This window comes from Streptomyces sp. N35 (genome assembly GCF_016464295.1).
Lineage (GTDB): Bacteria > Actinomycetota > Actinomycetes > Streptomycetales > Streptomycetaceae > Streptomyces.
Window position 1 is genome coordinate 75,289 of sequence record NZ_JAEIMH010000002.1, and the last position, 14,394, is coordinate 89,682.

The following is a 14,394-nucleotide window of genomic DNA, read 5'->3' on the forward strand; positions in this document are numbered from 1 at the left end:
GCGGCGCCTGTTGGAGCCCTTACGCGAGAAGTCACATCGCGGAATGGATGGTTCCGCAGGGCGCATTCGGCATATGCCTACGGCACTTAAGGTGCCATGGCGCCGGGTGTGACCTGCGATGACACCCCGCTCTCAAGAGATCACCCAGAGTTCTGGCCAAGGCAGTCTTAAGGCGCTCTTAAGGTTGACATAAGCCGGGCGTGAGGGTGAGCGACGGCTACGACTCACCCCCATGCGTGTCAACTCGGCGTGCCCTGCGGTGACTTGGCGCTCAGACGAACTTCGCCTTGCCCGGGCCCTCCTCGACGAAGCTGCGCATCCCGCGCTCGCGGTCCTCGGTGGCGAACAGGGCCGAGAACCAGGTGCGCTCGATGGCGAGACCCGTGTCGATATCGGTCTCCAGGCCGCGGTCGACCGACTCCTTCGCCGCGCGCAGCGCGATGGCCGGACCCTGGGCCAGCTTCGCGGCCCAAGTGTGCGCCTGCTCGTAGACCTCGGCGGCGGGCACCACACGGTCGACCAGGCCGAGTCGGAGCGCCTCGTCGGACTTGACCATGCGGCCGGTGAAGATCAGGTCCTTGGCGCGGGACGGGCCGATCAGGCGCGACAGGCGCTGGGTGCCGCCGGCGCCCGGGATCAGGCCGAGCAGGATCTCGGGCTGGCCGAACTTGGCGTTGTCGGCGGCGATGCGGTAGTCGGCGCACAGAGCCAGCTCGCAGCCGCCGCCGAGCGCATAGCCGGTGACGGCGGCGACGACGGGCTTGGGGATACGGGCGACGGCGGTGAACGCGTCCTGCAGATCGCGGGCGCGCAGGACCATCGCGGCATGGTCCATCGCCTGCATCTCCTTGATGTCCGCACCGGCCGCGAACACCTTCTCGCCGCCGTAGACCACGACGGCCCGTACGTCGTCACGGGCGGTGGCCTCGTCGGCGAGCTCCTTGAGACGGTCCTGGGTGGCGACGTCGAGAGCGTTCATCGGCGGGCGGTCCAGACGGATCGTGCCCACACCTGCGGTGACTTCGAGAGAGACGGTCATGTACGGAGGTTAGCGGCCGTTCACGCACGTGGGCCCGGTGCTGTTGGTCACAGCACCGGGCCCATGGTCACGTCAGGGGCGGGAGACTACTCGAGGTCTACTTCTCCCACTTGTCCCACGCCAGGTTCCAGGCGTTGAGGCCGTTGAACCAGTCGATGGTGTCGTCCTTGGAGTTCTTGATGGTCACCACGTCGCCGATCATCGACTGGTCGTAGAACCAGGCGGCCGGCGTCTTGCCGTCGTAGCCGCCGCGGACGTCGCGCAGACCGACGCAGCCGTGGCTGACGTTGGCGGAACCGAAGGTGGAGGAGCTCGCCCAGTAGTTGCCGTGGATGAACGTGCCCGAAGCCGACAGACGCATCGCGTGCGGCACGTCCTTGATGTCGTACTCGCCCTCGCCCTCACTGTCGGTGAAACCGACCGTGGCGCCGTTCATCCGGGTCACCTTGTGCTTCTCGGTGATGACCATCTGGCCGTTCCACGAGGGGGTGGCCGGGGCGCCGGTGGTGATCGGGATGGTCTTGACGACCTTGCCGTCGCGCTCGACCGTCATCTTCTTGGACTTGGCGTCGACCGTGGAGACCTGCGAGCGCCCGATGGTGAAGGTGATGGACTTGACCTGCGAGCCGTAGACGTCCGGCCGGCCTTCGACACCGTCGAGGTTGAGCTTCACGGTGACCTTGGTGCCGGGCTTCCAGTACTCCTCGGGGCGGAAGTCGAGGCGGTCGTTGCCGTACCACTTGTGCCGGATCTCGACGGCGGGTTCGGCGGTGACCTCGATGGCGTCCTCGACGGCGTCGGGCTTGGTGATGCCGCGCGTGAAGTTCAGCGAGACCGGCATGCCCACGCCGACCTTGTCACCGTTCTCGGGCGTGAAGTGACCCACGAAGGTGTTCTTCGGGGTGAGGGTCGTGAAGCTGATGTCCTTGGCGGACGCACGGCCTTCGGAGTCCTTGGCCGTGGCGTGCACCTTGTACTTCGTGGCGGCGGCAAGGTGGCTCTCCGGCTTCCAGCTGGCGCCGTCCTTGGCTATCTCGCCGGGTATCTCCCTGCCCTTGGTGTCCTCGACCTTGACGTCGGTGAGCTTGCCCTTGTCGGCGGTGATCTTCAGGGCGCCGCTCGTGGCGACGTCCTTGGCACCGTCCTTGGGGGCTATGTCGACCACGGCCACCGAAGGCGTGTTGGCCTTCGCCTTGTCGGAGCCGCCCTTTTTGTCGTCCTTGGTTCCGCCGTCGTCACCGCCGCCGCCGCAGGCGGTGACCGCGAGCAGCAGCGCGCCCGTGATCAGGGCCAGCCGGCCCCTGGCGCGGTGTCGCCGTGCATCAACCGATGCCCCCGATATCGGTCGCCCGTTCACCTGTCGTTCTCCCCTCGCATGGCCTGGTCAGGCCCCGCTCCCCTGGCTGCGCGCGTGCTCGTCGCGCACCTATGCGCAAGGGTTATCACACGGGCTTGTGGGGTGGCTCACTCGGGTTGTCACTGTTCCGTCCCAACTGCGGGGGCGGGGCGGGGATTTCTTACCCCCACCCCGCCCCTTCCCGAAACCGGGGGCTTCGCCCCCGGACCCCCGCATCCGAACTTCGTTCGGATCTGCTCAAGCGCCGCAGGGGCTGGAAGTGGAGCTACCTCAACGCCGAGCCCTTCTTCCACTGCTGCCACGACATGTTCCAGCCGCCAAGGCCGTTGTCCGGTGCGACCGTCTTGTCCTTGGAGCCCGTGACCTCGACGACGTCGCCGATCAGGGAGCGGTCGAAGAACCAGCCCGCCGGGGTTTCCGCGCTGCCGCCCTTGATGTCGCGCAGGCCGACGCAGCCGTGGCTGACGTTGTCCCGCCCGAAGGTGGACGACGAGGCCCAGTAGTTGCCGTGCAGGAAGGTGCCGGACGTGGTGAGGCGGATGGCGTGCGGGACGTCCTTGATGTCGTACTCGCCCTTGCCGTCGGAGTCCGTGAAGCCCACGGTCGCGCCGTTCATGCGCGTCACCTCGAGCATCTCCGTGATGACCATTTTCCCGTTGTACGTGGTGGTCTTGGGCGCCCCGGCCGTGATCGGCACCTTGGACAGGAGCTCTCCGTCCCTGCGTACCTCCATCGTGTGCTCCGCGGCGTCCACCAGGGAGACCTGGCTGCGGCCGACCGTGAAGGCGAAGGTCTTGTGCTGGAGTCCGTAGACGCCGGGCGCCGCCTCGACGTCGCGCAGATGCAGATCGACCGTGACCTTCGTGCCCGGTTTCCAGTAGTCGCGGGGACGGAAGTCCAGGCGGTCGGTGCCGAACCAGTGGCCGACGATGTCGGTGGGCGGCTGAGCCGTCACCTTCACCGCGCGCTCGACGGCCGCCCGGTTCTCCACCTCGCGGTTGAAGTCGAGCGACACGATCATGCCGGTGCCGACGGTGGAACGGTTCTCCGGCTTCACGTACGCCACGAAGCGTTCGTCCGGGACGTAGGTGGTGAAGGTCGTGTGCCGGGCCGAGCGGCGGCCGTGGCCGTCCAGGGCCACCGCGTCCACCTCGTACTTCGCGGCGAGCGCGAGCCGGGGGTCGTCCGGGGTCCAGCGCAGGCCGTCCTCGGAGATCCGGCCGGGCACCGGGGACTCCTGTGCGTCCTGGTACTTGACCACCCGCACCGTCTCCAGGCGCCCGCTGGGCACCTTGACCTCGATGCCCTCCTCGGGCCGTACTCCGCGCTCGCCGTGCTGCGGGCTGACCCGGATCGGCTCGGAGTCGCCCTTGCCGAGCATCTCGTCGAGCCGGAAGCCGTCCGCCGAGCACCCGGCGAGCAGACCGATGCTGATCACGGCGGCGGTCAGGGCCTGTACCGCGCGCCGGGCCCGGCCGGCGCCGGCGCCCCTGTCGTTTTGTCTCACGTTGTCCCCAACGACGCGCCCCCTCCTGGGGAAACGTGAGTGCGGGGCCGGTTGGGGGCACAACTGGGGGGAGACAGCGAGGACCGTACGGACGGAACCGCGGCCGGGACGCCGTGCGACCGCCGGGCGGCCTCGCGCTGAGTACCGCTGAGCCGCGGGAGGCTGACAGGTGTCGAGGGCACCCGAGCAAGAGGCACAGCAAGGGGCACGGCAAGGACCACGTCAGGAATCAGCGGAGAGGATGACACGGGCGGACGAACTGCTGGGCGCCACCGGCGTACGCGGGACCACGCGGCGCGGACGGGAGAGCCCGCTGCCCACACGGGCGGTCTGGCCGGGGGCGCCGACGCCGCTCGGCGCGCGCTTTCGGACCGGTCCCGACGGTGTGGCCGGCACCAACTTCGCGCTGTGGGCAGGCGGCGCGGAGGCGGTGGAACTGTGTCTCTTCGACGAGCAGGGGCGCGAGACGAGGTGTCCGCTGACCGAGCTGACCCATGAGATCTGGCACGGGTTCGTGCCCGGGGTCGAGCCGGGGCAGCGCTATGGCTATCGCGTGGACGGGCGCTGGGATCCGTGGACGGGTGCGCGCTGGAATCCGGCGAAGCTGCTGCTCGACCCGTACGCACGGGCGGTGGACGGCGATTACGGCACCTACGGCCGGGCGGCCGAGGTGTACGGACATATGCGGGACTGGCCGGAGCAGCACGTCGCGGACACCGTGCGCGACGACCGTGATTCGGCGCCCTTCGTGCCCAAGGGAATCGTTGTCCATGACGACGGGCCCGACGAATGGGCGGAGGACCGGCGGCCGAAGACGCCCTGGGCGGATTCGGTGATCTACGAATTGCATGTCAAGGGCTTCACCGAGCGGCATCCGGGAATTCCGGCGGAATTGCGCGGTACGTATGCGGGGCTCGGGCACCCTGCGGCGATCGACCATCTCGTACGGCTCGGGGTGACGGCGGTCGAGTTGCTGCCGGTGCACCAGTTCGCGCATGAGGACCATCTGCTGAAGCGGGACCTCAGGAATTACTGGGGCTACAACTCGATCGGGTATTTCGCGCCGCACGCGGGATACGCGGCCGGTGCGACGACCGGTGCGCAGGTGGGCGAGTTCAAGGACATGGTGCGGTCGCTGCACGACGCCGGGATCGAGGTCATCCTCGACGTGGTCTACAACCACACGGCGGAAGCGGGCGAGTTGGGGCCCACCCTGTCGCTGCGCGGGATCGACAACCGGGGCTATTACCGGCTGCAGGGCGACCCGCGCCGGTACGCGGACTACACGGGCTGCGGGAACACGCTGCATGTGGTGCAGCCGCATGTCCTGCGGCTGATCACCGATTCCCTGCGGTACTGGGTGACGGAAATGGGTGTGGACGGTTTCCGTTTCGATCTGGCCGCCGCGCTCGCGCGTTCCTTTCACGATGTCGACATGCTCTCGCCTTTCCTCGCGGTGATCGCCCAGGACCCGGTGCTGCGGCGGGTGAAGCTGATCGCCGAGCCGTGGGATGTGGGATCCGGCGGCTATCAGGTGGGGTCCTTTCCACCGCTGTGGACGGAGTGGAACGACCGTTACCGGGGCGCCGTACGGGATTTCTGGCGCGGTGCGCTGCCGGACGTACGGGATCTCGGATACCGGCTCTCCGGGTCGAGTGATCTGTACGCGTGGGGCGGGCGCAGGCCGTACGCGTCGGTCAACTTCATCACCGCGCACGACGGATTCACGCTGCGGGATCTCGTGAGTTACGAGCGCAAGCACAACGAGGCCAACGGCGAGGGCAACCGGGACGGCACGGACGACAACCGGGCCTGGAACTGCGGGGTCGAGGGCGAGAGCGACGACGAGCGGATCCAGGCGCTGCGGCGCAGGCAGCTGCGGAACCTGCTGACGACGCTGCTGCTGTCGACCGGGGTGCCGATGCTGGTCGCGGGCGATGAGCTGGGGCGTACGCAGGGCGGCAACAACAACGCGTACTGCCAGGACAACGAGACCAGCTGGGTGGACTGGTCGCTGCTCGAACAGCCGGGCTGGAAGGCCCTGTTCGAGCTGACCTCGCGGCTGATCCGGCTGCGGCACGAGCATCCGGTGCTGCGCCGCCGCTCGTTCTTCTCGGGACGGGCGCACTCGGCGGACGGGCTGCGGGATCTGGCCTGGTTCACGGCGCACGGCGCGGAGATGACGGAGCGGGACTGGTATGCGCCGGCCGCGACGCTCGGGATGTATCTGTCCGGGCGCGACATCCCCGGGCGCGATGCGCGCGGGGCGCCGGTGACGGACGACAGCTTCCTGGTGGTCCTGCACGCCGGGGACCGCCCGGTGAGCTTCACGCTGCCGGGTCCGCCGTGGGCCACCGCGTACGAACTGGTCCTGGACACCAACAGCGAGGACCAGGCGGAGGCTCCCGGCACGCTCCACGAGGCGGGCACGGTGGTGACCGTGCCGCCCCGCTGTGTGCTGCTCCACCGGGTGGCGGACTGAGCGGGGTCAGCCCAGGATGCCGCGGTCGTAACCCGCCGCGACCGCGGCCGCCCGGTCCTTCACGCCCAACTTGGCGTACAGATGGGTGAGATGGGTTTTCACCGTGGCCTCGCTGATGAACAGTTCGCGGGCGATCTCCCGGTTGGAGGTGCCGCGCGCGACCAGGATCAGGACCTCCCGCTCACGGGCGCTGAGCGGGGTCCCGCCGGGTGCCGGGGCGGGGGTGCGCACCCGGGAGACCAGGCGGGAGGCGACCGCGGGCGAGAGGACCGTGCGGCCCTCGGCGGCGGCGCGCACCGCCGTGAACAGCTCGTCGCGCGGGGCGTCTTTGAGGAGATAGCCGGTCGCGCCCGCCTCGATCGCGGGCAGCGTGTCGGAGTCGGTGTCGTACGTGGTGAGGACCAGGACCTTGGCGCGGGCGCCGGTCCGTGCGAGCTCGGCGATCGCGGCCACTCCCCCGCCGCCGGGCATCCGCAGGTCCATCAGGACGACGTCCGGGTCGAGCCCGGCGGTGAGCGCGACGGCCTCCTCGCCGGTCGAGGCCTCGCCGAGCACCTCGAAGCCGGGCGCCGAGAGGAACATGCCGCGCAGGCCGTCCCGTACGACGGGGTGGTCGTCCACGATGAGCAGGGTGATCGTCGCGTCAGTGCTGGTCATGGTGACCCCACGGTACGGGACGGGCCGCGCGGTCCGTACCGGCCAGGTCCTTGCGTACGAGGGGGACGCGCGCCGAGACCGCCGTGCCGAGGCCCGGCTCGGACTCGATCTCGACGGCGCCGGCGACGCGTTCGGCCCGGGCCCGCATCCCGTCGACGCCGAAGCCGCCCGAACCGGAGCGCTGCGGGATGGTGAGGGGGTCGAAGCCGGCGCCGTCATCGCGTACGTCCAGGGCCACTTCGTCGCCCATGTACGAGAGCGTGACGCCGATACGGGTCGCGGCGGCGTGCCGGGCCGTGTTGGACAGGGCCTCCTGCGCGATCCGTACGAGGGTGCCCTCGATCTCGTCGTGCAGGGGCTCGGCGGTGCCCGTGACGGTGAACTCCGCGCGTACGCCCGTACGCGCGGACCATTCCGCCACCGTCTGCTTCAGGGCTTCCGCCAGGCCCTGGTCCCGCAAGGCGGCCGGTCCGAGGTTGTGCACCGAGCGGCGGGCCTCGCCGAGGCTGGAGCGGGCGAGGTCGGCGGCGCGGCCGAGGTGTTCGTGCGCCAGGGCCCGGTCGTCGGTGTTGGCGACGACTTGGAGCTGGGCGATGATGCCGGTCAGGCCCTGCGCGATGGTGTCGTGGATCTCGGCGGCGAGCCGGCGGCGCTCGTCGGCGACGCCTGCTTCCCTTGCCTGGACGAGGAGTTGGGCGTGCAGCGCGGCGTTCTCGTCGAGGGCCTGCTGGAGCTTGGCGTTGGTGTCCTCCAGTTCGGCGATGGTGGCGCGCTGCACGTCGGTGCGCTGCTGCTCGTACGTGTTGAGCTTGGCGAAGACCCAGAAGAGCGCGACATGCACCGCGAGGATCGCGCCGAACAGCAACCAGCGCGCGCCGTTCGGCGGCGGGAAACCACCGGACTGCGAACCGGCGATGGTGATCGCGCTGGCGAACAGGCCCAGCGTGACCCAGCGGCTGGGCAGCAGACGTTCCGCGCCGAAGTAGCCGAGCGCGGCGTAGAAGGCCGCGAACGGGTTCAGCCAGGACAGCGCGAACGCGACCGCCCAGCGGATCGCGTAGTACACGGTGCTTGTCGCGGTGGGCGTCTTGTGACCGCGGCCCGCACGGGACCACCACAGTTCGAGCAGCAGGGCGACGAGGCACAGCGCCGCGGCCGCCCGGCGTTCGGCGGCCGTGGGCAGGAGCTGGGCCGCGCTGCCGAAGGTGAGGACCACGGAGACACCGAGCAGGACGAACGGGCCCCAGCGCAGGAGGTACTCCCAGCGCTCCTCGACCCGGTCGTGCGCGGCGGCCGCGTCCAAGGGGGTCGGTGAAGCACCCGGCTCTGTCGTGGACCGCCGGGTGATCGCCTCGTACCAGGTGCCGCGCATGCCCTCAGTCTCGTGCACGAGCCCGTTTCCTTCCCGGCCGGCCGGTCATCCCCCGTGGATCATCCGGCCGGCCATTCCCCGTGGATCAGTGCCTGCCGGTCATTCCCAGCGGAACCAGCGGGCCGCCGCGGCCGTGAGCAGCACCGACCACAGGGCGAGCACACCCAGGTGGGACCAGCTCGGCCAGTCGCCGGCCGCGGCCTCGCCGAGCGCCTGGGCGGCGGCTCCGAACGGGAGCAGCTCCATGATCCGGGCGAGGACGTCGGGCATGGTCTGCACCGGCATCCACAGGCCCGCGCTGAACATCATCGGAAAGAAGGCCGCGGCGCCCACCGCGTTCGCGGCCTTGGACGTACGGGAGACGGCCGAGAGCAGGGCGCCGAGGGAGAGCGCCGCGGTGACGGAGAGGCCGAGGGCCACCACGTATCCGAAGAACTGCTGCGGGAGCGCCACGTCGAAGACGAGCTTGCCCACGAGTACCGAGAGGACCGCGGAGACCAGGGCCGCGACGCCGTGCAGCGCCATCTGCGCGGAGAGCACCGAGGCGGGGCGGACCGGGGTGGTGGACATCCGGCGCAGGATGCCGCGCTCGCGGTAGCCGGTGATCACCGGGGGCATGGCCTGGAGGCAGGCCATCAGTAGGGCGGTGAGGATCGCGATCGGTACGTAGACATCGACGAGCCTGAGGCCCGGGATGGCCTCGCCGACCTCGCGGAAGGTGGGGATGGAGCCGAGCAGCACGAACAGGGCGGTCGGGAAGACCATGATCCAGAAGATGGAGCCGGGTTCGCGGCGGAAGAGGGTGAACTCCGCCTTGAGCACGGCGCCGGTGGCCGGGGAGAGGGCGAGCGCGCTCATGCGGAGGCTCCCTTCAGGTCGGTGCCGGACCTGTCCGTTTCGGTGAGGTCCAGGAACGCGTCGTCCAACGTGGCGTCGGATACGCGCAGTTGGTGGGCGGTGATGTGGTGGCGGGCGAGCAGCGTGATCACGGCGTTGACGGTCTCGTCGGTGCCGTTCACCGTGAGCCGGCCGTCGCGCCCGTCGGTGCTGATCGAGGCGGTGCCCGGGAGTCCGGCCAGGTCGGCGGGGTCGAGAGTGCGCGACGGCGTGAAGGAGATGACCGTCGAGCCGGAGGCGCGGCGGATCAGTCCCGAGGGGGTGTCCAGGGCCGCCACCCGCCCCTGGTCGATCACGGCGATCCGGTCGCAGAGGCGCTGGGCCTCCTCCATGAAGTGGGTGACGAGCAGGACGGTGACGCCCGAGGCGCGGATCTCCTCGATCAGCTGCCAGGTGTCGCGCCGTGCGCGCGGGTCGAGTCCGGTGGTCAGCTCGTCGAGGACCACGACCCTGGGGCCTCCGATCAGCGCGAGCGCGATGGACAGGCGCTGCTTCTGGCCGCCGCTGAGCTTGGCGAAGCGGGTGGTGAGCTTCTCGGTGAGGCCGAGGCGTTCCGCGAGCGCACGCCAGTCGGCCGGGCGCTCGTAGAAGGCGCTGTAGAGCTCGAGGACCTCGCGCACGGTGAGCTTGGCCTGCAGCTCGCTCTCCTGGAGCTGGGCGCCGAGGATCCGGGTGACCTGGTCGTGGTCGGCGATCGGGTCGAGGCCCGCGACGCGTACGCGGCCGGAGTCGGGCACGCGCAGGCCCTCGACGCATTCGACGGTGGTGGTCTTGCCCGCGCCGTTGGGGCCGAGGATGCCGAAGATCTCGCCCTCCTCGACGGTGAAGCTCACACCGTCGACGGCGGGGCGGCCTCCGTAGGCCTTGCGCAGGTCTGCGACTTCGATGAGGGGCATGGCTCCACGGTCGCGGTGCGGGGCCCTCGCGGACATCGCCCATCGCGCTCGACCGGGCATCAGCCGATCGGTTGATGGGGGTCGTCCGACCGGTCTCATCGGCCTTCGGCACGAGGTGGTCGCCCTCGGTCCCGCTCGGTTCCGCTCCCGGTCGTACGACCAAAAACCGATAGGGGAATGTCAGGGGTGAAGCCTAGGCTCGGTACTGATGCCCACTACACCTGCCGCCACTGAAGCCGCCGCCGATCCCCCCGAACGCTCCGCCGTCCGCTCCCTGCTGAGACTGTGGCCGTATGTCCGGCCGGTCCGAACACGGCTGTTCTCCGCGGCTTTTGTGGCGATCGTGGCGTCCTGTGTGGGACTGGTCATCCCTCTCGTCCTGAAATGGATGGTGGACGGTCCGGTCGCCGACCGCGACCCGGGCGGGGTGTGGCTCGGCGCGCTGTATCTGCTGCTGCTCGGGCTCGCCGAGGCAGGGCTCTTCGGGCTGCGGCGCTGGCTGGTGGCGCGTCCGCTCGCGAGCGTGGAGGCGTCGATGCGGGCGGATCTGTTCCGGCATCTGCAGCGGCTTCCGATCGCCTTCCACGACAAGTGGGCCTCGGGGCAGCTGCTTTCGCGCGGTACGACGGATCTGATGCTGCTGCGGATGTTCCTGGCGTTCCCGCTGACGTTCCTGCTGGTCAACGGGGTGACGATCCTCGTCGGCATGATCATCCTGCTGGCGCAGGAGTGGACTCTCGGGCTTGTACTGCTCGTCCCGGTGGTGCCGATGGTGATCGTCTGCTCGCTCTTCGAGCGGCGGTACGCGGCGGTGGCGCGGCAGGCGCAGGACCAGGTGGGCGATCTGACCACGGTGGTCGAGGAGAGCGTGCTCGGCGTCCGGATCATCAAGGGTTTCGGGCGGCACCGTTCGCAGGCGAAGTCCTTCGCCGATCTGGCGCGCACCCTGCGCGGCACCGAGCTGGGCAAGGCCCGGCTGCTCGCCGCGATCTGGGCCGTGATCGTGCTCCTTCCCGAGCTGACGATCGGGGCGGCCCTGGTGCTCGGCACGGTGCAGGTCGCGGACGGCGGGCTCTCGGCCGGGACGCTGGTGCTGTTCCTGTCGACCGCGCTCGCGCTGCGCTGGCCGGTGGAGTCGATCGGCTTCCTGCTCGCGATGAGCCAGGAGGCGGCGACGGCGACGCAACGGTACTTCGAGGTGCTCGACGCGGAGCCGGAGTCCTCGGAGACGGCCCGGCCGAGTGGGTCCACGGAGGTGCCTCACCTGGGCGGGTCCACAGAGGCGGTCCGCCGGGGCGGGTCGACGGAGGCGGCCCACCCGAGCGGCTCCGCGGAGGTGCCCCACCCGGGCGGCTCCACGGAGGTGCCCCACCCGGGCGGCTCCGCAGAGGCGGCCCTCGGCCAAGGCGGTGCGGGCGGTCCCGGTGCCGGAATCCGTTTCGCGGGCGTCGAGTTCAGGTATCCCGACGCCGCCCCCGATTCCCCGCCCGCACTCGACCGTATCGATCTGCACATCCGCCCCGGCGAGACGATGGCGCTCGTCGGTGCGACCGGCAGCGGCAAGACCACGCTGACCGCGCTCGTGCCGCGGCTGCACGAACCGACCGGCGGGCGGATCACGCTGGACGGCGAGGACATCACCGCGATGCCGCGCGAGCGGCTGCGGGAGCTGGTGGCCGTGGCCTTCGAGGAGCCGACCCTGTTCTCGGCGAGCGTCGGCGAGAACGTCCTGATGGGCGCCGAGCACGCCACGGACGACGATCTGCGCCGCGCACTCGCCGTCGCCCAGGCCGATTTCGTGCACCGGCTGCCGCACGGCGTGCACACCCAGGTCGGTGAGCAGGGCCTGAGCCTGTCCGGCGGCCAGCGCCAACGCCTCGCGCTGGCGCGGGCGGTGGTCGGCCGGCCCCGCTTCCTCGTCCTCGACGATCCGCTGTCCGCACTCGACGTGCACACCGAGGCGCTGGTCGAGGCGGCGCTGCGCGAGGTGCTCGCCGAGACGACCGCCCTGGTCGTCGCCCACCGCCCGTCGACCGTGCTGCTGGCGGACCGGGTGGCGCTCCTTTCCGGCGGGCGGATCACCGCGGTGGGCACCCATCAGGAACTGCTGCGGGACAGCGCGGAATACGCGTGGCTGATGTCGGGGGCCGAAGAAGCCGGGGACACGGCGTACGACGAGGCCGACGACACGGCGTACGCGGCCCGCCTCGACGACCTGACCTACGCGAAGGAGGACCGTTGACCACCACCGTGGACAAGCCGGCCGCTGCCGCCGCACCGCCGGCGGACGATCCCTTCGCGCAGGACGCCCTGCCCGCGCCCGAGGGCGCGACGGGCGCGCTGCTGCGCTCGCTGCTCGCGCCGCTCAGAGGGCGGGTGGCGTTCACGGCCGTCCTGCTGCTGCTCCAGCAGGCGGCGGTGCAGGCGGGCCCGCTGCTCGTGGCCTTCGCCATCGACCGGGGCGTACCGGCACTGCGCCGGGGCGACCACGGTCCGCTGATCGCGATCGCCGCCGCGTACGCCGTGTGCTCGCTCGGCTCGGCGGCGCTGCAGTACGCCTTCATCCGCTCCTCGGCGCTGGTCAACCAGGACGTGCTGCTCGATCTGCGCGGCCGGATCTTCCGCCACGCGCAGGCCCTTTCGGTCGACTTCCACGAGCGCTATACGTCGGGTCGGCTGATCTCCCGCTCGACCACCGATGTGGAGTCCCTGCGCGAACTGCTCAGCGAGGGTCTGCAGGAACTCATCACGGTGATCCTGTCGTTCGTCTACATCGCGGCGATGCTGCTCTGGCTCGACCTGGGGCTCGGCGGTGTGGCGGTGGCGTCGTTCGTACCGCTGTATCTGCTCATCCGGCTCTACCAGCGGCGGGCGGGGCGGATCTTCCGCCGCCGGTCGACGACGATCGCGGCGGTGATCGTGAAGTTCGCGGAGACGATGAACGGGATCCGGCCGGTCCGGGCCTTCCGCCGCGAGCAGGCCAACGACAACGAGTTCGCGGTCCTCAACCACCGCCACGAGCGCACCAACGGCGACGCCCTGCTCGAGATGGCGCGCTATGTGATCGGCTCCCGTCTGGTCGCCAACACGGCGGTCGCGGGCATCGTGCTGTGGGGCGCGTACCGGGTGGCCGGCGGCGGGCTCGCGCTCGGTGTCCTGGCGGCCTGCGTCCTGTACCTGCGCCGCCTTTACGACCCGATCGACCGGCTGGGGATGTTCCTCAACTCCTACCAGTCGGCGGCCGCGTCCCTGGAGAAGATCGCCGGCCTGCTCGCCCAGACGCCCTCCGTCCCCGAGCCCGCGAAGCCGCGGGCGCTGCCGCCCCTTGAGTCCGAACACCCCGGCCGTACGGTCGCGTTCGAGTCGGTGGCCTTCCGCTACCGCACCGGCGACGAGGTGCTGCCGCGCTTCGACCTCACGCTGCCCGCCGGGCAGACGGTCGCGGTGGTCGGCTCGACGGGCGCCGGCAAGTCCACGCTCGCGAAGCTGCTCGCCCGCTTCTACGACCCCTCGCAGGGGCAGGTCCTGCTCGACGGCGTCGACCTGCGCGAGCTGGCGGTCCCCGAGCTGCGCCGCGGGGTCGTGATGGTCACCCAGGAGGCCTTCCTGTTCTCCGGCACGATCGCCGAGAACATCGCGATCGGCCGCCCCGAGGCCACGCGCGAGGAGATCGAGCGGGCGGCGAAGGCCATCGGCGCGCATGAGTTCATCACGGCGCTCCCCGACGGCTACGACACGGACGTACGTAAGCGAGGCGGCCGGATCTCCGCAGGTCAGCGCCAACTGGTGGCGTTCGCCCGCGCGTTGCTCGCCGACCCGGCGGTCCTGATCCTCGACGAGGCGACCAGCTCGCTGGACGTCCCGGGCGAGCGGGCCGTCCAGGAGGCGATGCGGACGGTGCTGCACGGCCGTACGGCGGTCGTGATCGCCCACCGCCTGTCGACGGTCGCGATCGCGGACCGGGTGCTCGTGATGGAATCCGGCCGTGTGGTCGAGGACGGCCCGCCCGCCGAACTCATCGCGGGAACGGGCCGGTTCGCCGATCTGCACCGGGCCTGGCGGGACAGCCTCGTCAGCTGAGCAAACGCTTCCCCCTGGGAACGAAGGGGGGACGCGGGTGGGGGGCGCCGCCTTCCCGGCCCCCCCCCCCCCCCCCCCCACGCCCTCCCCCTTCCCGCCCACCCCCC

At 70.6% G+C, this 14,394-nt stretch carries 10 protein-coding genes; 3 read left to right on the top strand and 7 right to left on the bottom strand.

Features of this window, described 5'->3' with window-relative positions; translation table 11 throughout:
• Positions 1-271 precede the first annotated feature (271 nt).
• From JAO81_RS01255 to JAO81_RS01265, 3 genes are all read right to left on the bottom strand, one after another.
• Positions 272-1,039 (bottom strand): enoyl-CoA hydratase/isomerase family protein, encoded by a 768-nt coding sequence (locus JAO81_RS01255; protein WP_199545826.1) that lies wholly within the window; start codon positions 1,037-1,039, stop codon positions 272-274.
• Between the two features lie 97 nt (positions 1,040-1,136).
• Positions 1,137-2,396, bottom strand: a complete 1,260-nt coding sequence (locus JAO81_RS01260) for an Ig-like domain-containing protein (RefSeq protein WP_199545827.1) — start codon at positions 2,394-2,396, stop codon at positions 1,137-1,139.
• A 265-nt stretch (positions 2,397-2,661) separates the two neighbouring features.
• Positions 2,662-3,903: an Ig-like domain-containing protein gene (locus tag JAO81_RS01265; RefSeq protein ID WP_307813104.1), complete on the bottom strand. Its 1,242-nt coding sequence runs from the start codon at positions 3,901-3,903 to the stop codon at positions 2,662-2,664.
• Between the two features lie 241 nt (positions 3,904-4,144).
• On the opposite strand from JAO81_RS01265, the gene glgX reads away from it, so the two are divergent.
• Complete coding sequence (gene glgX / locus JAO81_RS01270; protein WP_199545828.1) at positions 4,145-6,385, top strand: glycogen debranching protein GlgX; 2,241 nt, start codon at positions 4,145-4,147, stop codon at positions 6,383-6,385.
• A 6-nt stretch (positions 6,386-6,391) separates the two neighbouring features.
• Here glgX and JAO81_RS01275 read toward each other — a convergent pair whose 3' ends face one another.
• From JAO81_RS01275 to JAO81_RS01290, 4 genes are all read right to left on the bottom strand, one after another.
• Positions 6,392-7,042 carry a response regulator transcription factor gene (locus tag JAO81_RS01275; protein ID WP_199545829.1) on the bottom strand — a complete coding sequence of 217 codons (651 nt, stop codon included), beginning with the start codon at positions 7,040-7,042 and terminating at the stop codon, positions 6,392-6,394.
• On the bottom strand, positions 7,029-8,414 hold the full coding sequence (locus JAO81_RS01280) for a sensor histidine kinase (protein ID WP_199545949.1): 1,386 nt from the start codon (positions 8,412-8,414) through the stop codon (positions 7,029-7,031). Before JAO81_RS01280 ends, JAO81_RS01275 begins: the two co-directional genes overlap by 14 nt.
• Positions 8,415-8,513: 99 nt before the next feature.
• Positions 8,514-9,272: an ABC transporter permease gene (locus tag JAO81_RS01285; protein ID WP_199545830.1), complete on the bottom strand. Its 759-nt coding sequence runs from the start codon at positions 9,270-9,272 to the stop codon at positions 8,514-8,516.
• The gene (locus tag JAO81_RS01290; protein WP_199545831.1) at positions 9,269-10,207 is read right to left on the bottom strand and encodes an ABC transporter ATP-binding protein; all 939 of its coding nucleotides are present in this window, start codon (positions 10,205-10,207) and stop codon (positions 9,269-9,271) included. The genes JAO81_RS01285 and JAO81_RS01290 overlap by 4 nt, the downstream gene beginning before the upstream one ends.
• Positions 10,208-10,415: 208 nt before the next feature.
• Between JAO81_RS01290 and JAO81_RS01295 the strand changes: the two genes are divergently transcribed.
• Together JAO81_RS01295 and JAO81_RS01300 are read left to right on the top strand one after the other, a co-directional pair.
• Complete coding sequence (locus JAO81_RS01295) at positions 10,416-12,449, top strand: ABC transporter ATP-binding protein (RefSeq protein WP_199545832.1); 2,034 nt, start codon at positions 10,416-10,418, stop codon at positions 12,447-12,449.
• Positions 12,450-12,457: 8 nt separating this feature from the next.
• Positions 12,458-14,287 carry an ABC transporter ATP-binding protein gene (locus JAO81_RS01300; RefSeq protein WP_374194244.1) on the top strand — a complete coding sequence of 610 codons (1,830 nt, stop codon included), beginning with the start codon at positions 12,458-12,460 and terminating at the stop codon, positions 14,285-14,287.
• Positions 14,288-14,394 lie beyond the last annotated feature (107 nt).